Raw genomic sequence first — 17551 nt, 5'->3', positions numbered from 1 at the left:
AGGTAAGACCACCTGCGCAACTGGCCTTACCAATTATTCCGCTTCGACACTTCAGCGGCGGCGAACAGGTAGGCGCCGACACCGTAAAGCTGGGTGTCCTCGGCATGGACCTGATCCGGCGCGTACCCAACCTGCTGAACCCAGCCGAGCCGACCGTCCGACTGAACGGCGTGTTCGAGGGCAGACCAGCCCTTCCGCACAGCCGAGCGCGTGGCCTCATCAGTCAACAGCCCCCGGTTCACACCCCATGCGAGGCCGTAGGTGAAGAAGCCGGTGCCGCTGGTCTCGGGCGGGCCGCCGGGGTCCAGCAGGGAGACGGGCCAGTAGCCTTCGGCGCCCTGCAAAGGAATGATCGCCGCCGACATCTCGCGATACAGTTCCACGAAACGGGCGCGCCGGGGATCGTCTTCTCCGAGGCTATCGATGATCTTGGCTATGCCCGCGTAGGTCCAGCCGTTGCCGCGGCTCCAGAAGACCTTGCGCCCGCTTTGGCCCGGTTGCCCGATGAAGCGGCTGTCGCGATAGAACAGGTGTTCCTCGCGGTCATAGAGAACGTCCGTCGCCGCCCAGAACTCCTTGTCGGCGTGCGCCGCGTAGCGATCATCGCCCGTCAGGCGGGACAGCTCGAACCACACAGGCGGAGCCATGAACAGGGCGTCACTCCAGCACCACCGGACCTGACAGGGCCGATCGCCCGGCGCGTCCTCGAAGATCAGCGAGACGTCCGACGGCGCGGCCAGTACGGCGTCGAACCGGGCGCGAGTGGGGGCCAGACGATCAGCCTGCGCGGCGCCGGATGTCCGCGCAGCCGACCACACCCAAGCCTGACCGATGGCGTCGTCGTCGGCATGTCTCGGCCGGTCGCCATAACCCCACGCCTGCGCCTCGCCATGGCCTTCGATCGCCTGCGCGTAACGGGCGTCTCCGGTCGAATCGGCGAAGGCGGCCAGCCCGGCGAAGAAGGCGGCCTGGATCCAGTCGGTCGGATCCGCCGTCTGCCGCTGGAAGGTGCGCACATAGTCGAACCGGTCCATGTGCGCGAGCTGCCAGTCCGCCGCCCGATGCGCCTTGGCGAGGTCGATCGTCGATGCGGCGGCTGGTCTATCTGCCTGCGCCGCATTGGCGGGCGGCGCGGACACTGCAATCAGACCGGCGGCGATGACGCACACTACTCTCATAAAACCCTCCCGTGGCTGACCACTTCGGGCCAGTTTTGATATTTGGCCTGACCAATCTTGTCACCGGTGTCAAAATTGGTCTAGCCTGCGACGATAGGACATCCGGTTTACGGGTGCGAGGGAAGCTCCAGGGGGAATTCATGTCGAACCATCACAGCCTGCGTACCATCTTGCTGGCCTCGGCCGCGATCGTCACCGCCACGTCCGCCGCCGCCCAGGACGCCGCGCCTGAGGCGGCCGCCTCGCAGGAGCCGACCACCGTCGACGAGGTCGTCGTCACAGGCCTGCGCGCGACCCAGCGCAACTCCATCGCAGTGAAGCGCAACTCCGCCGTCATCGTGGACGCCATCGTCAATGACGAGATCGGCTCCCTGCCCGACAACTCCGTGGGCGATACGTTGGAGCGCGTGACCGGCGTGACCGCCGACCGCTTCAAGGGCAACGCCAACGAACTCTCGGTCCGTGGTCTGGGCCCGACGCTGTCCTTCTCGACTTTCAACGGCCGCGAGGTGTCGACCGCCGGCCCCGACCGCTCGGTCGCCTTCCAGCAATTTCCGTCCGAGCTGGTCAACGGCGTGCTGGTCTACAAAAGCCAGCAGGCGGACTTCGCCGAGGGCGGCATCGCCGGCGTCATCGACCTGCGCTCCATCCGTCCGCTAGAGGCGCGCCCGCGTCTGCAGTTCGAGTATCGCGGCGTCTATCAGGAGAAGGACGCCGCCATTAACGGCCGCGACGGTCTGGGCTATCGCGCCAACATCTCGTGGACCAACCGGTGGGAAGACACCGGCATCGGCGATATCGGGCTGAGCATCGGCTACCAGCGTCAGGACCAGGCCGCGCCCGAGGACTACTACACCACCAACTCGGCCTTCATTCCGTGCAGCACCGATGCGGCGAATCCGAACCTGATCACCGGCACGGCGGCCGCCCAGACGGCGGCCGGGACCAGCTTCAACTGCGCCCTGCGTCCATCGCTCAGCGCCGCCCAGCAGGCGGGCACGACCCTGTCGCCGCTGTACTTCGCCACCACCTCGCGGACCTTCCGCCAGATCTCGACCAGCGAGGTTCGCGACGGCCTGATCGGCGCCCTGCAGTGGCGCCCGAACGATCGGCTCGATTTCACGGCGGACGCCCAGTACTCGAAGCGCTCCAGTCTTGAGGGCCGCAACCAGCTGGCCATCACCGAGGCCGCGCGCGGCATCGAGCCCCTGATCATCGGCGGGTCGGGCAACGGCTACAGCGACGGCGCGCTGATCAGCTACACCGGCAACTCCAACCTCGAGATCCAGCTCGAGAACCGCCTGCGCGAAGAGGAGTATATGGGCGGCGGCCTGTCCGGTCGCTGGACCGGCGAGCGGCTGACGATCACCGGCGACATCTCCTATTCGGAGTCGCACCGGACCGAGCTGCAGAAGGCCACCAACATGCGGTCGCCGCGCCGCGTGGTCTATACGCTGGACGCGACCGACGACGTGGTCCCGACCGTCGACTTCGTCGGCTTCGACATCACCGACCCGGGCGCCTTCCTCGTCACCGCTCCGGCCTCAAACACTAACTACGCCCGCTATCGCCTCGTCACGGACCGCCGCGACGAGATCGCTGCGGCCCGGATCGACAGCGTCTACGAATTGGGCGACGGCTTCTTCAAGACGCTGAATCTGGGCGTCCGCCACTCCGAACACACCCGCCGGACCGACCTGAACAACAACGCAGACGTCGCCATCCCCATCGCCCGCGACGGTCTGACCGCCGCGCAACTGGTGGCGCAGGCCAACGCCGACTGTCGTGTCGACTACCCGTCGTCCGACTTCATGTCGGAATCCTCGACCAACATCCGCAGCTGGGCGACGTTCGACAACGACTGCCTGTTCCGGGCCTACACCGGCCGCGACAGCAATCCCCTGCTGGCCGACTCGCGCGGGCCCGAGGACATCAACGTCAAGGAGACGATCAGCGCCATCTACTGGATGACCAGTTTCGGCGGCGACCTGCAGGCCATCCCGTTCAGCGGCAACTTCGGCGTTCGCTACGTCCGCACCGAGGTGGACTCCCGCGGCTATCGCTCCGCCGTGACCGTGACCCCGTCGGTGGGCGGCGCGGCGGCGACCATCGTCACCGTGCCGGGTACGCTGAGCGAAATCCGGGGCACGGGCGAGTACGACTACTGGCTGCCCAGCGTGAACCTGAACTTCGATCTCAACGACCGGACCCGCCTGCGCTTCGGCGGCTCGCGCGCCATCGCCCGCTCGGGGATCGAGGACTTCAACGTCGGCATCAACCCGGTCCCGGACACCACCGCGACGACCGTGCAGGGCGTGCTGGCCAACTCCCAGACCGGCAACCCGAACCTGAAGCCGCTGGACAGCTGGAATCTGGACGCCTCGCTGGAGTTCTACCTCAACGAGGACACGGCCTTCTCGTTCGCAGTCTATCGGAAGTGGATCAAGAACGCCTCGTTCGACGCGGTTCAGCCCTTCACCACTTCCATCATCGCCAACGGCGTCGAGACCACCTTCAACGCCGTCGCCCCCGCGAACGACACCGAGCAGCGCAACCTGCAGGGTCTTGAGGTCACGGCCAGCACCGCCTTCTCGTGGCTGCCCGGCCTGTGGTCCGGACTGGGTGCGAGCGCCGGGTACAACTACGCGGACGCCGACTTCGAATTCCCCGATCCCTCGACCGTCGCCCCCTATGTCGAACCGGCCAACCTGCGCGGCCTGTCGCGGCACAACGGCAATGCCTCGGTCTTCTGGGAAGGCGCCGGCCTGCAACTTCGCGCCGCCTACCGCTATCGCTCGGACTATTCCAAGCCGAACAGCAGCACGAACCGCAGCGTACGCGGCTCGGGCATCCTGAACCTGTCGGCCCAGTACGACCTGACCGACAACATCCAGCTGAAGTTCCAGGCGCTGAACGTCACCAACGCCCGGGACATCATGTTCAAGCCCGGATACGACGCCATCACCGAGGTCAGCGAGAGCAATCCGCAATACTACTTCGGCGTTCGCTTCCGGTATTGACGCCAAGCACCGCCCGTCGGGACGCGGTCCCGGCGGGCGGATCGGACCTCTCATGAAGCGCCTGATCGCCACATCCCTCGCGGCCCTCCTTCTCGCCTCCGCCGACGCGGCCGACGCCGCGCCCCGGTGCGAAGGCTCCGAGGGTTACGCCGCCGCCTTTGACGGCCGCCGCACCTTCCTCTGGCGGCCCGACTGGCTGGCCGTGACCAAGGCGCGCGTCGAGCGGGGCGACGCATCGCTGCAGCCGGCTTGGGCTGCCGTGAAGACGCGGGCGGACGCGGCGCTTAATCGCACGCCCTATACCGTGGTCGACAAGACCATGACGCCGGCCAGCGGCGACAAGCACGACTATATGAGCATGGGGCCCTATTGGTGGCCGGACCCGTCGAAGCCGGGCGGCCTGCCCTATGTCCGGCGCGACGGCCAGTTCAATCCCGACCGCCTGACCAACGCCTTCGACGTCTCCGACCTTGAGGAGATGAGCCAGGACGTTCAGGCGCTGGCGCTGGCCCACTATTTCACCGGCGACCGACGCTACGCCGACAAGGCGGCCGAGCTGCTCCGCGTCTGGTTCTTGGCGCCCGACACGCGGATGAACCCCAACCTGAACCACGGACAGGCCGTGCCCGGCGTCGTCTCGGGTCGGGCCGAGGGCGTGATCGACGCCCATCGCCTGATGAAGGTGGTGGAATCCGTTGGACTGATCCAGCCGTCCGGCGCGCTGGCCGACACGGATCTGGAGGGCCTGCAGAACTGGTTCGGCGAGCTGGTGACATGGATGGCGACCAGCCCCATTGGCCGCGAGGAGCGGGCGGCGGAGAACAACCACGGCCTCTACTACGACACCCTGATCACCCACTTCGCCCTGTTCGCCGGACTGGACGATGTCGCCCGCACGGTGACCGAACGCGCCGCCACCCGACGGCTGGCGACGCAGATCGATCCGGACGGCAGCCTGCCGCGCGAACTGACCCGGACTCGGTCGCTGCACTATTCGACCTGGACCCTGACCGCGGCGTTTGATCTGGCCGATCTGGGCCGGTGCGTAGGCGTGGACCTGTGGAGCTATCGCACCGAAGACGGCCGGTCCTTGCGCGCTGCGGCGGACTTCCTCGCGCCGTGGGCGGGGCGGGAGCAGGAATGGCGCTGGCGCGAACTCGACAAGACCGAGACGCTGGGCCTCTACGAGGTGTTTCAGCGGGCGGCGTGGGCCTGGAACGAGCCGTCATTCGCTCAGAAAGCCGCCCTTTACGCCGGACGCAACGCCGAGCTGGACCTGAACCTGCGGGTGCCGCCCTATGCCGGCGACTGACGCCTCAAATGGCCGTGCGGCGCGCCATTTCCTTGCGGCGCGCGGCGATGTCGTTGCGGGCGCGCTCCATGGCCTCAACCTCGGTCGCGGTCAGGATGTCGTCGATCACGTGGCCGAGGTGCAGGCGCATGGCCTCCCGCGCCTGTTGCGCATCCCGGGCTTTCAGGGCGTCCAGAATGGCGCGGTGATCCTCGATCAGCGGCCGGACGCCGACCGCCCTCGCCCGCTCCAGCATCGCCGCGCACAGCGGCGAGCGGTAGCGCAGGTCCCACAGGTTCTCGACCACCATCACCATAGCCGAGTTCCGGGTCGCCTGCGCGATCGCGACGTGAAAGCGCCGGTCCGCCGCCTCGCCCGTGAAGCCGCCGTAGGCGTTCTCGTCGATCATCTGCAGCAGGATGGCGTCCAGCTCGGTCAGTTCGTCGTCCGTAATTGTGGTCGCGGCCAGCGCGCAGGCCTCGCCTTCGAACAGGCGGCGGGCCTCGGTCAGCTCGAAGGCGCCGATGTCCAGCTCCGGCGCGGGCGCGTCCGGGCGGGCGTTGGTGACGTAAACGCCCGAGCCCTGACGGGTCTCGACGAGTCCCCGGATCTCAAGCGCGATCATGGCCTCCCGCACCGTGGGGCGGCTGACGCCGAACTCCTCGGCGAGGTCTCGTTCGGACGGCACGCGGTGGCCGGGCCGGTAGCGCCCCTGCTCGATCGCCGCCGCTATGGCGGTGGCGACCTGCTGATAAAGCTTTCGGGTGTCTGCCGTGGAAGTGGTCATGCCGAAACGAGTGTAGTGTTCCGCCGCTGGTCAGGCCAGCCCGAGCAGCGGCCACAGACTGGTCAGATCAGATGAACGACATGTCTCCGCTAAAGCCCGCCCCGACGAAAGCCGGCGCCGCCCTGCCCATCACCGGGGCGACGGTGGTCGTGACCTGTCCGGGTCGCAACTTCGTCACCCTGAAGATCACGACGGCGGACGGCGTCTATGGTCTGGGCGATGCGACGCTGAACGGGCGCGAGATGGCGGTGGTCGCCTATCTGCAGGACCACGTCTGCCCCTTGCTGATCGGCAAGGACGCCCACCGGATCGAGGACATGTGGCAGTTCCTCTATCGCGGCGCCTACTGGCGCGGCGGCCCGGTCGGCATGACGGCCATCGCCGCGGTCGACGTCGCCCTGTGGGACATCAAGGCCAAGGTCGCGGGCCTGCCGCTGTACCAGCTTCTGGGCGGGGCGTGCCGCGAGGGCGTCACCGTCTATGGCCACGCCAACGGCGAGACGATCGCCGACACCATCGCCGAGGCGAAGCGCTATCAGGCGATGGGGTATAAGGCTGTAAGGCTGCAGACCGGGGTGCCGGGTCTGGCTGACACCTACGGCGTCTCGGCCGACAAGATGTTTTATGAGCCTGCCGCGGCCGGCCTGCCCCAGGAAAGCGTATGGTCAACCAACGCCTACATGCGCGTCGTCCCGGAACTGTTCGCCGCCGCGCGGGAGGAGCTGGGCTGGGACATCGAGCTGCTCCATGACGTGCACCACCGCCTTACGCCCATAGAGGCCGGGCGGCTGGGCCGGGACCTCGAGCCCTTCCGGCCCTTCTGGCTGGAGGACGCGACCCCTGCGGAAAATCAGGCCGCCTTCCGCACGATCCGCCACCACACCACCACGCCGCTGGCGGTGGGCGAGATCTTTTCGTCGATCTGGAGCTGCAAGCAGCTGATCGAGGAGCAGCTGATCGACTACGTCCGCGCGACGGTGGTTCACGCCGGGGGCATCAGCCACCTGCGCAAGATCGCCGCGCTGGCGGACCTGTATCAGGTCAGGACCGGCTGCCATGGCGCGACGGACCTGTCGCCCGTGTCTATGGCGGCGGCGCTGCACTTCGGCATGTCTGTGCCGAACTTCGGCCTGCAGGAATACATGCGCCACACGCCGGAGACCGACGCGGTCTTCCCGCACGCCTACAGCTTTGATCAGGGCATGCTTCATCCCGGCGATACGCCCGGTCTGGGGGTCGATCTGGACGAAGATCTCGCTGCTGCGCATCCCTATCGCCGCGCCTATCTGCCGGTGAACCGGCTGGAAGACGGGACGATGTTCAACTGGTGAGGACGGACGCATGAACCTGACCCGTCGAGAGGCTGTGACCGGCGCCTGCGCCCTGCCGCTCGCGGCCGCCGTTCCACAGGACGCGCCCGCCGCCGTCGCCCGCGTGGCGCCCGATCGGTTCGACGATCTGATGTGGGAGAACGACCGAGTCGCCTACCGCATCTACGGCGCCGCGCTTGAGGCGAAGGAACCGCCGTCGGGTTCCGGCATCGACGTCTGGGCCAAGCGCGTCCGGCGCCCCTTCATGGATCGTCAGCTGGCCTCGGGCCGCTATCATGAGGATCAGGGCGAGGGGCTCGACTTCTACGACGTCGGCCGCAGCCGTGGCGCGGGCGGGCTGGGCGTCTGGTACGACAACAAGCTCTGGACCTCACGCAACTATCGCAATCCTCGCATCGCCGAGAGCGGCGGAGACGTCGCCCGCTTCTCCGTCGACTACGCCCCGTGGCCGGTTGATGTGATCCGCAATGTCTCGGAGACCCGCAGCATCGAGCTGCGCACCGGTTCCAGCTTCATGAACCTGACCTCACGCATCCGGTCGAACACGCCGGACCCGCTGATCATCGGACTGGGCATCTGTAAGCAACGGAACGCGCAGGGATCGGGCCGGGTCGTCAAGGGACCGGGGCTGCTCACCTTCCACGAACCTGACGACCCCGCCCACGGCGCCCTGAGCCTCACCATCATCGCGCCGACGGCTCTGGCGATCGGCCACGCCGAGGACGCGGAAAACCATCTGCTGCTGATTCAGATCACGCCGGATCAGCCTTTCACCTATCAAGTCGGCAGCGCATGGAATCGGGGGCTGGATTTCCAGAGCGCCGAGGCGTGGGACACCTACGTGTCCGGACGGCGCTGAGTCTGGCCGGCGCAATCCAGACTGGCGTCCCTTTGCCGGCTACGTTCGGCAGCACCTGTCTCAGCGTATCGGAAGCCGGACGATGTTGTTGGCCCGGCTGATCTCCTCGGGGTCTCCGTCCAACATGAGGCGAACGCGCGCGTCGGCGGGGATCGATCGTGGGAGCCTCAGCCGGACGACTGTGGTCTTCGGCGTCAGATCTTCCGGCGCCGCGATGGGGCCGAACGGACCTTCGGCGAACACAACCCCGTCCGGGCCTTCGACCCTGACGCGCCCGGACGGCGTCGCCACGCCGCCGAGGCTGTGAACTGTGACGGACACGGCGTCGCCGCGCCGGAGGATGTCTGCAAGGCCAATCCCTACATCCGGCCGCGTAGCCATGGGCGTCCCCGCCTCTTCCAGTGCGAACTCAAGCACGCTGGCGCCCGGGGCAAGAGTGACGGAAACCGCGTCATCCGGGCCAAAGTCGATCGTGCCGGTTTGCGGAACATCCGCTCGATCGTCGCCATCGGCGTCGCCCCCCTGTGAGAGCCGCCAGCGCCCGGGCGTGACCTCGCCGCCGGCGATCGAGGCTGCGACCGGATGGGAGGCCGTGTTCCAGACCACGACGCGGAAACCGTCTCGCGCCGGTTCGCGCACCAGAACGGCCACCTGTACGGCGTCTTCGGGATCCTGGAACCGCCAGCTGATGCGGTGTCCGGGTACGATGCGGTTCCGCGCGAGAGCGACCCCGCCGAGCCGCGCCCGCTGAAGCTGGTCGGACGGAAGTTCGACGCGATCGCTCCACCAATGGTCATCGGTCTGCATCGCCATGCGCACGGACGCGTAGTGGATGTCCGCCGCGTACAGGCGTTCGAGAGGCTCCCGATCGCCGGTTTCGGCGGCGGCGACCGTCAGGGCTTCGGACGAGGCTCCCGGAAGCGCGGCTGCACGGACGAGGCGCTCGTTCCAGTCCAGCCTGCCGAGATCGCGTCCCAGGTCACTGGTGATCCCCGACCATCCGGCGGAGCCGGGCTCGCCCATGGGCCCCAGGTAACGGGCGTCCCCGGTCCAGCGCCAGGCCGACCAGAGCAGCATGTTGGTCGGCCCAAGGCCGGTTCCTCGCTCCGCGTCGGTCGTCCAGTTGATCTCCGCCGGCCAGACCGGCGCGCCCTCCGGACCCGCCTTGCCGTGGGCGACGAACCCGTCTGCAAGCTCCAGCAGAAGGCGACGGAGCCTGGGCGAACCGTTGTAGTCGACCAGCGCCATGCCCGGATGAAGGATCAGATGGGATTGCCCCTTGGACCAGTCCCAGGGCGTGTCGCGTGCGATGACCGACCCGCTGAAATAGTTGGAGACGATGTGCCGGTGTCCGGCGGCGTTGATCGCGGTCAGATCGTCATACCGCCGCGCGGTCGCCATCAGCCGTTCAACGGACTGGGGATCGCCACGTCGAAGCAGGGCGAGCTGACTGATGGCGTTTACGCCCTCCTCATAGACGTGCAGTTCGTCAGTCTGGATCGTACCCAGACCGTTGGTCCACATCCCGTTGCGATAGCTCGCCTCCACAAGCCCCGCGACCGAGGCGGTGAACTTGTCCGGATCCACCCCCATAAGCGCCGGACCGACCCACTGGTTGGTCAGGTCGACATCGTCGGAAATACCGCCGCCGAACTCGCCGTCGACCTGCCGGTTGTCGATCCACCAGTTGACGAATTGTCTTACCAGCTTCAGGTCTTCGGTCTGCCGGAAGGCCCACAAGGGAACGCCGGGCGGCGGCTCAGGCTGGGTGAACGGCGGCAGCGGCTGGGACGTGTTCCATTCGCTCCAGTAAGACCGACCCACGGTGTTTTCAGGATCCACGCGCAACAGGTCCGTCAGGTCGCGATAGAACTGGTCGAACAGTCCCAGATCGCGCGTGATCTGCCGTTCCTCCACCAGAAAACCGTAGGAATCCCGAATCTGCATCTCGCGATCCGCAACATGCTCACGCCGGGCTTCGTCCCGGCTCTTGAACACCATACGGACCCCCATCCCGTCGAGATCGGAGGCGGTGAAGTCGAAGCTGGACGCCGCGATGGTCAGGTACAGGCTCTCATCGTCGGCGAGGATGCGGTCGCGTGTATCGAGAAAGACGGTGCGCGCCTCGCCTGGCCGGACGCTGACGTTGACGTCCAGCAGATCGCGTAAGGCCCAGGTGGGATCCTTGACCCGGATATTGAGCGAAACCAGACCGTCGCGCCCGGGCCGCACGTCGAGCGCCGGGATATCGAGAACGATCCCGTCCAGACCGCCGGCCTCCTGGAAGCTGAGGGTCGGAACGTTGCGGATGAGCGGGCCGCCCGGACGTCCGCGGCGGAAATCGATCGGGACAACGATATGGGCCAGCGGTCTCTCGCCACGCAGGGCCGTTCGTCGCGGCGCTGTCGGGGCGCTGGCAGGGACCGCGGCCAGCGTGTCGCGCTCCTCTGCCGGGTGCCGACCGTTGATGAAGGCCGTCAGACCGTCGACGGCCACATAGCTGGGCTCGACGCCTGCGCGGACGACATAGGGATAGTCGCCGATCCCGGGAGGCGGCGAACCGGCAGTCACATTGTAGGCCCCGATCTCCTGGATCGGGGTTTCGGGGCTGGTGTTGACGAACCGGAGCGCACCGCCTTCGCCGCCGGGCGTCCGCGTCGTGGTGCGCTCGGCGCCCGCCGGACGCGATGCGAGAAGCCGCGCCGGCGTTGTATCGACGACCCGACCGGACTCGAGTATCGCCTCGACACGGGACAGCCGTCCATAGGCGGCGCCCTGTATCTCGATCTGGTTCCAGGGCTCGTCCGGCAGAAACCAGGTCGCTGACCGCCCGCCCATGGAATAGACGTTCCAGTCCGGCAGGGTGAAATAGTCGTCGCGACCCGGAAGGCGGGAGCGGTTGTAGAGGCCCGGCCAGGTCGTTTCCCGCACGCCGTCATTGCCCTTCCACATCCGTTGGGCCACGTCGCGCTGCTCGGTGAACTCGACACGCCGGATGCGGGTTTCGGGGTCGGCCAGATACGGTGCGGAGCCTTGGTCGAAGCCGTATCGATGGCTCCACCCGGCGCGCCAGTCGCCATCGCTGTCAGATGTAGCGACAGACGGAGAAGGCGCCCCCGGATCCCGGCTCGCGATCGCTGTCGCCTCGGCGTCCGAGAGGGCGTGGTCGTAGATCCTCAGGTCGTCGTAGTCCGAACCGCGGGTAAAGCTGTAGCGACTGTGAACCTGGATCGGCGCAACGATCCGTCCAGCCGTTCCGAACTGGTCCAGCGCGGCGTCAAGGACCGCCGGGGTTCGCGTCTCCGAAACGCGTTGGCCGTCGATATGCAGGACCACCCCTTCGGTTTCGTCCCAGCTGAACGCGATGTGCCGCCAGGCCTCGGGCGACAGGGCCTCGGGCAGGTCGTAGGACACCCGGATGCGGCCGAGGTTCCGATCGGTTACGAACGCTTCAAACCCACGCCCATTCCAGTCGATGCGCAGGAAGGTCATGTCCCAGCTCGAATGGTTCGCGTAGCCGACCCGGAAGAGCACGAAGGGCGTGGGACCGACCGGATATCGGGACCGCCAGTCGAAGGCGACGGCGCCGCGCGACGCGTAGATGTTGTCGGGCGCGCGCCAGGCGAGCTGCTGGTCGTCCGTGCCTTCCAGATAGCCGCCGCGCGCACCACCGGTCGTGCGGATAGACACCTTGTCCGCAAACGTAGGTTCGGCCTGGCCGGCCGCGTAGTCGGCTTTCAGGCCACTGTCGGCCGTCATGTGAAACAGCAGACCGTCAGTACGGGGCGCCCCGTTCTGGGCGTGAGCGGCTCCGGCCGCTCCCGCGATCAGAACAGCAGCGATGGCGCGTTGCACGATGGACATGGCTTCCTGATCCCTGTGCCGATCTCCGTCGGCGCAACGACATGACACCGGTGTCTGGAGGTCGCGTCAAGCGCCTCTTCAGGATGATGCGTGATTGCCCGGGTCCGTTATGAAGCACACGCGGTGAGCGCGAGCCTCAACAGCCTTCGGCCTTGACGGCCTGCAGAGCCGATTGAGGGCGCCGAAATATCCCGTTGAAGACCGGTTTGCGCCAGCGCGCAGGCCGCGCCGAACTCGCCCTGCGTGCGGTCTGCTGCTCGACAGAAGCAAAATGCGAAGTCAGGCCGACGCCCCTCGCCCCGACGCACTGGCGTCGACCCCTTCCGCTTCCGCGTCGGGATCCCTGCCCTGACTGCGATCGAACCATCTCATCACCGGCGTGACCGTAATCCCGTGCAACAGGATCGACATCAGACAGACCAAGCCGACGATGGCCCAAAGTCGGTCCCCGCCCTCGAATGGCGCGGCGTTCAGGCCATAGGCGAGATAGTAGAATGAACCCACGCCCCGGATCCCGAAGAAGGCCAGGATCAGCTTCTCGCGCATTGGCCGCCGCCAGCCGATGAAGCCGACCATCCCGGCCAATGGCCGCACCACCAGGACGATGGTCACCGCCACGATCACGTCCAGCGGCCTCAGCGGCGCCAGCAAGCCTGACGCCAGCGCGCCGCCGAACAGCACCAGTACGACCATCATGGCCATCCGTTCGATCTGCTCGATGAAGTCGTGCATCTCGACGTGAAAGTCGTGATCCCGGTCCGCATGCCGGAACGCCAGCGCCGTGATGAAGACCGCCAGAAACCCGTAGCAGTGCAGCATCTCCGTCACCGAGTATGAGAGGAAGGTCGCCGCCAGTACTATGAATCCGTCCCGGGTCGCCGCCAGTCGCGTCCGTGAAGGGCCGGCGAAGGTCAGCCAGCCGAACAGCCAGCCGATCGCCCAGCCGATGCCCAGCCCGGCCCCGATCTCCCACAGCACGCTGACCGTCAGCCAGTGTCCGAACCAGTCGTCCCTCTGGCCGGCCGCGACCAGCGCCAGAGCGATGGCCAGGTTCACGAACGGAAACGCCAGACCGTCGTTCAGCCCCGCCTCGGACGTCAGGCCGAAGCGGACCTCATCCTCTCGTCCCTCGCGCGGCGCCCCGACCTGTATGTCCGAGGCGAGCACCGGATCGGTCGGCGCGAGGGTTCCGGCCAGCAGGATCGCCCCGGCCAGGCCCAGTCCCAGCACCGTCCAGCCCAGCAGGGTGATCGCCACCACCGACAGTATCATCGTCACACCCAGCAGCCGCCAGGTCACACCCCATCGCCTCAGGTTGAAGATCCGGTCGATCTTCAGACCCGCCCCCATCAGAGCGATGATCACAACGAATTCGGTCAACCGCTCGGTGATCGCCGGAAAGGTCTGCGGCAGCGGATCAAACCCCACCTGCGGCAGGCTGAACAGCGCGGCTCCGAGGATCACGCAGACGATAGGCAATGACAGCGGCGCACGCCGGAAAACGAGCGGCAGCCAGGCCACCAGCGCAACCAGCGCCCCCACCACGAACAAGATCAGAATATAGGAGTCGGGCATGGCTCTCCGGGCGATTAACGCAGCGACATCCCCGTAATGCGGCAACGACCTCCGGGTTACCGACGAACACGCCACGCGTTCTGGATCGCGCCAGACGCGGAACGGAGGCCATGGCCGGTCAGCCCGAGCTTCGGCTGAGTCAGCAGAAGACGCCTAGAACTGTTTGGACAGGGAGACGAACGTGCGCCAGCCGTTGTCGGTCTCGGTGTAGGGGATCCAGTCGAGGGGCTTGGCGAGTTCCAGCTTCACGACAACCTGCCCTGCGAGGGTGACGCGAACGCCGGCGCCGGCGGTGGAAAGCTCATCGGAGCGCATGCCGCCCCCGAAATCGTAGTTCGAGACCGAGGCCGCATCGTAGAAGGCGAAGACTTGCAGGAACTCTACAAGGCGAGGCTCGGGATCCCAGCCCAGCCGCATTTCGACCATTGCGGCGACGGCTCGATCTCCGCCGACCTCACCGTAGTTGTAGGCGCGACCGAACGTCGGCCCGCCAACAAAGAACTCCTCGGAGTTCAGGAGAGGATCGCCCGACCACTGCGCCGCCATCTCCCCGTAGACGCCGACGTACCGCCCGAGGTCATGGTAGCCCCAAAGGTTCAGGTTGACCTTGGTGAAGACGGCGTCGGCGTCGTTTCGCGTCAGGGTCGGTGCGTTCTCAACTGTGGCGCCGAAGGCGTCGAGACCCTGGGACACCTGCAGGCTGCCCGAAACATAGCCCTCGTCCATCCGGTACTGGCCGGCGAGCGACACGCGCGCGACGGTGAGGTCCTCATCGTTGAGGCCAGTCAAGACGAACGTCTGCTCTACATGCCGCACATCCAACCCCGCATTGAGCCAGAGGTTTTTCCGACGCGAGCGCATGAGGGGCTGGGCGTAGTTGGCGCTGAAGGCGTGGCTGCGTCCGCTCAGCCAGCTGTTCGTGGCTCCGGGCGGGGCATCGGTGCTGTAGCCCGAGACGGCGAACCGAAGTCGGCGCCCTTCACCGAGCGGGGTCGAGTAGGCCCATTCCGCTGACGTCAGTTCGTCGGGCTGTTCAGGCGTGGTCAGTGTCGAAAACGTCAGCTGGTCGCCAGGCGTGATCACCGTGTTCAAACTGGCGGTCAGATAGGCCTGCCACGGACCCTGGGCGTCGGAGCCCCGGTTCTCAAGATAGGCGCCGGCGGAGGCGCGATCGAGGTCCGTCTCGACGACAAGATTGTGTCGCGCCGGATCGCCAAGAACCGGCTCAAGGCGGCTCTTCAGGGTGACGCCCGGGAAGTCGGACGCCAGCGCAAGGCGCCGGTCGAACTCGTCAATCGTCAGCGGACGGCGGTTCGCCAGCGGCTGGAGCACCGAACGGACCGCGTCAGCGCCCGCGCCGTCCACGGAGATCTGATCGACAAAGCCTTCATAAACGACCAGCGTCGCGGCTCCGCTTCGCCCGTTATGCGGAGCCACGACCGCGCGGGTCAGGAAGTAGCCGTCACTCCGATATTTGTGCGTCACCGCCGTCGCGATGCGCACCAGGTCATCCACGCTGACGCGACGCGCCAGGTCATCCTGGTAGAGGGGCGCAAGGTCGGCGAGGGGATAGGCGGTCACACCCTGGATTGTCAGTCCTGTCAGAACGAAACAGTCACCAATGCAGTCCTCCGAGACATCTTGCGCAGCGACCGAGGAAGCGGAGGCGCCACATATAGAAATTGTAACCGCTGCTCCGAGTAATAGCAGTTTGGAATAACTTGCTGTTGACTTCAACATGCGCAATGTCGGCTACCGTACATAAGGATTTCTCTGATCTAACTCCTTCACGATTCGAGTGAACTTCTCATTAAGGCCGTTGTTTAAGCGGCTGGAAGCCTCGCCCCGCCTAACAGTGGCGCTGGATTTTTGGGGAAGGGCTTTCAGTGACCAAATTCCGCCTGCTTCTGCTCGCGTTCGCGCTCGTGATCGTCGTATCCCCGGTCTCGGCTTTCGCCGCCGACTGGCGACTGCGTGAGGTCAGCGGCGCGGTCCGTGTGGCCGCTCCCGCCCGGGAAGGCGCGGCGGGCGTTGCGGGTCAGGTCCTCCCTGTCGGCACCAGCATCACGACAGGGGGCAACGGCCGCGCGGTTCTGACCAACGGGGAGCAGCGTATCGTTATCGGCCCGAACAGCCGGACGACGCTGGCGCCCGAGGCGGGTGGTTTCACCCGCATTCTCCAGGATCTCGGCTCGGCCCTTTTCCAGGTCGATCGCCAGCGCCAGCCTCACTTCCGTGTCGACACGCCCTTGTTGGCCGCAGTGGTGAAGGGCACCACCTTCACGGTCAGCGTCGAGCCGGAGGGCGACGAGGTCCACGTCGCTGAAGGTCTGGTCGAGGTGCGCGCCAACAACGGCAATGCCTCCGGAGATGTGGCCGCAGGCGCGACGGGCGTCGTCTCGCGCGCCCAGCCTTCGTCCGTCGAGGTCTCCAGCCCGGGCGCGGCCGTTACGATTGAAACCGCTTCGCTTGTCGTCGCGGCCATCGACTACAAGGACGTGACCGGAGGATTGGTCGAGAATCCCCCTGTCGTTGTTGCGGCGGCGGCCACGCCGGCCGCAAGCACCCCCGCGCCCGCCGCATCGCCGGTTTCGACGGCGACGACCGGCGCCGCCCCCGCAGGCAGCGGCTCCGGTTCCACGGGCTCAAGCGGAGCCGGGACGGCAGGCGGCGCGAATACGGGCGGCGGGTCGCCGGCGGGCGGCGTCAACGCCGGAAGCGGCGGAGCCGCTCCCGGCAAGGGCGGAGCCCCGGGCGGTCCCGGAAATGGGGGCGCCCCCGGCGGGCCTGCGAACGGCGGACCGGGCGGACCGGGCGGACCGGGCGGACCGGGCGGACCGGGCGGAGAGAACGGCGGCGGCTCGGGTAAGGGTCCCGGCAATGGCGGCAATCCGGGAGGGCCCGGACATGGCGGACCCGGCAACGGCGGCGGAAGTCCTGGCGGCCCCGGCAAGGGCGGCAATCCCGGCGCCGGCGGGGGCGGTAATCCCGGTGGTGGAGGCGGCAACGGCGGCAACCCGGGTGGACCCGGCCACGGCGGGCCCGGCAACGGCGGCGGAAACGGCGGCAATGGCGGCAGCCCGGGTGGCCCCGGTCACGGCGGGCCCGGCAACGGCGGCGGCGGTAACGGCAACGGCGGCGGCAATCCCGGCGGTGGACCCGGCAACTCCGGGGGCAACCCTGGCGGCGGAACCCCCGGCGGCGGAAACGGCAACGGCGGCGGAACCCCCGGCGGCGGAAACGGCAACGGAGGCGGCAACCCCGGCGGTGGAAACGGCAATGGCGGCGGAACCCCCGGCGGCGGGAACGGCAACGGCGGCGGCAACCCCGGCGGTGGAAACGGCAATGGCGGCGGCGGAAACGGCAATGGCGGCGGAAACCCCGGCGGTGGAAACGGCAATGGCGGCAACCCGGGCGGACCCGGCAATGGCGGACCCGGCGGCGGAAACCCCGGCGGTGGAAACGGCAACGGCGGCGGCAACCCCGGCGGCGGAAACGGTAATGGCGGCAACCCGGGCGGGCCCGGCAATGGCGGACCCGGCGGCGGCAATCCCGGCGGTGGAAACGGCAACGGCGGCGGCAACCCCGGCGGCGGAAACGGTAATGGCGGCAACCCGGGCGGGCCCGGCAATGGCGGACCCGGCGG

10 protein-coding genes are annotated in these 17551 nt (G+C 67.4%); 5 read left to right on the top strand and 5 right to left on the bottom strand.

Features of this window, described 5'->3' with window-relative positions:
* Positions 1–26: 26 nt before the first annotated feature.
* Entirely contained in the window at positions 27–1178 is a 1152-nt protein-coding gene (locus tag ACIQC9_RS00795) for a glycoside hydrolase family 105 protein (protein ID WP_400611689.1), read from the bottom strand.
* A 140-nt stretch (positions 1179–1318) separates the two neighbouring features.
* Here ACIQC9_RS00795 and ACIQC9_RS00790 point away from each other — a divergent pair, with 140 nt between their 5' ends.
* Together ACIQC9_RS00790 and ACIQC9_RS00785 are read left to right on the top strand one after the other, a co-directional pair.
* The gene (locus ACIQC9_RS00790; RefSeq protein ID WP_400611687.1) at positions 1319–4198 is read left to right on the top strand and encodes a TonB-dependent receptor; all 2880 of its coding nucleotides are present in this window, start codon (positions 1319–1321) and stop codon (positions 4196–4198) included.
* 52 nt (positions 4199–4250) lie between these two features.
* Positions 4251–5510, top strand: a complete 1260-nt coding sequence (locus ACIQC9_RS00785) for an alginate lyase family protein (protein ID WP_400611685.1) — start codon at positions 4251–4253, stop codon at positions 5508–5510.
* Between the two features lie 4 nt (positions 5511–5514).
* Here the strand turns inward: ACIQC9_RS00785 and ACIQC9_RS00780 are convergent, their stop codons facing one another.
* A complete protein-coding gene (locus ACIQC9_RS00780; RefSeq protein WP_400611683.1) occupies positions 5515–6276 on the bottom strand; it encodes a FadR/GntR family transcriptional regulator in 762 nt (253 codons plus the stop codon).
* 80 nt (positions 6277–6356) lie between these two features.
* Here ACIQC9_RS00780 and manD point away from each other — a divergent pair, with 80 nt between their 5' ends.
* Both manD and ACIQC9_RS00770 read left to right on the top strand, forming a co-directional pair.
* Positions 6357–7607, top strand: a complete 1251-nt coding sequence (manD, locus tag ACIQC9_RS00775) for a D-mannonate dehydratase ManD (protein ID WP_400615316.1) — start codon at positions 6357–6359, stop codon at positions 7605–7607.
* A gap of 10 nt (positions 7608–7617) precedes the next feature.
* Complete coding sequence (locus tag ACIQC9_RS00770; RefSeq protein ID WP_400611681.1) at positions 7618–8466, top strand: DUF4861 family protein; 849 nt, start codon at positions 7618–7620, stop codon at positions 8464–8466.
* Between the two features lie 60 nt (positions 8467–8526).
* Here the strand turns inward: ACIQC9_RS00770 and ACIQC9_RS00765 are convergent, their stop codons facing one another.
* The 3 genes from ACIQC9_RS00765 to ACIQC9_RS00755 form a co-directional block, all read right to left on the bottom strand.
* The gene (locus tag ACIQC9_RS00765) at positions 8527–12330 is read right to left on the bottom strand and encodes a LamG-like jellyroll fold domain-containing protein (RefSeq protein ID WP_400611679.1); all 3804 of its coding nucleotides are present in this window, start codon (positions 12328–12330) and stop codon (positions 8527–8529) included.
* Positions 12331–12609: 279 nt separating this feature from the next.
* Positions 12610–13905: a cation:proton antiporter gene (locus ACIQC9_RS00760; protein WP_400611677.1), complete on the bottom strand. Its 1296-nt coding sequence runs from the start codon at positions 13903–13905 to the stop codon at positions 12610–12612.
* Positions 13906–14058: 153 nt separating this feature from the next.
* Positions 14059–15645 carry a ShlB/FhaC/HecB family hemolysin secretion/activation protein gene (locus ACIQC9_RS00755; RefSeq protein WP_400611675.1) on the bottom strand — a complete coding sequence of 529 codons (1587 nt, stop codon included), beginning with the start codon at positions 15643–15645 and terminating at the stop codon, positions 14059–14061.
* Between the two features lie 146 nt (positions 15646–15791).
* On the opposite strand from ACIQC9_RS00755, the gene ACIQC9_RS00750 reads away from it, so the two are divergent.
* Positions 15792–17551 (top strand): FecR domain-containing protein (locus tag ACIQC9_RS00750; RefSeq protein ID WP_400611673.1); only part of this gene is annotated, 1760 nt, incomplete at its 3' end.

The sequence above is a fragment of the Brevundimonas sp. NPDC092305 genome (assembly GCF_044755415.1).
GTDB lineage: Bacteria > Pseudomonadota > Alphaproteobacteria > Caulobacterales > Caulobacteraceae > Brevundimonas.
Note: the sequence above shows the minus strand (reverse complement) of the source record. Positions and strands in the feature narration are given on the sequence as shown.

What these genes read in the sequence shown, in the direction of transcription:
- ACIQC9_RS00795 (WP_400611689.1), bottom strand. Translation starts at nt 1,178, where the DNA reads ATGAGAGTAGTGTGCGTCATCGCCGCCGGTCTGATTGCAGTGTCCGCG.
- ACIQC9_RS00765 (WP_400611679.1), bottom strand. Translation starts at nt 12,330, where the DNA reads ATGTCCATCGTGCAACGCGCCATCGCTGCTGTTCTGATCGCGGGAGCG.
- ACIQC9_RS00785 (WP_400611685.1), top strand. Translation starts at nt 4,251, where the DNA reads ATGAAGCGCCTGATCGCCACATCCCTCGCGGCCCTCCTTCTCGCCTCC.
- manD (WP_400615316.1), top strand. Translation starts at nt 6,357, where the DNA reads ATGTCTCCGCTAAAGCCCGCCCCGACGAAAGCCGGCGCCGCCCTGCCC.
- ACIQC9_RS00755 (WP_400611675.1), bottom strand. Translation starts at nt 15,645, where the DNA reads ATGTTGAAGTCAACAGCAAGTTATTCCAAACTGCTATTACTCGGAGCA.
- ACIQC9_RS00760 (WP_400611677.1), bottom strand. Translation starts at nt 13,905, where the DNA reads ATGCCCGACTCCTATATTCTGATCTTGTTCGTGGTGGGGGCGCTGGTT.
- ACIQC9_RS00790 (WP_400611687.1), top strand. Translation starts at nt 1,319, where the DNA reads ATGTCGAACCATCACAGCCTGCGTACCATCTTGCTGGCCTCGGCCGCG.
- ACIQC9_RS00780 (WP_400611683.1), bottom strand. Translation starts at nt 6,276, where the DNA reads ATGACCACTTCCACGGCAGACACCCGAAAGCTTTATCAGCAGGTCGCC.
- ACIQC9_RS00770 (WP_400611681.1), top strand. Translation starts at nt 7,618, where the DNA reads ATGAACCTGACCCGTCGAGAGGCTGTGACCGGCGCCTGCGCCCTGCCG.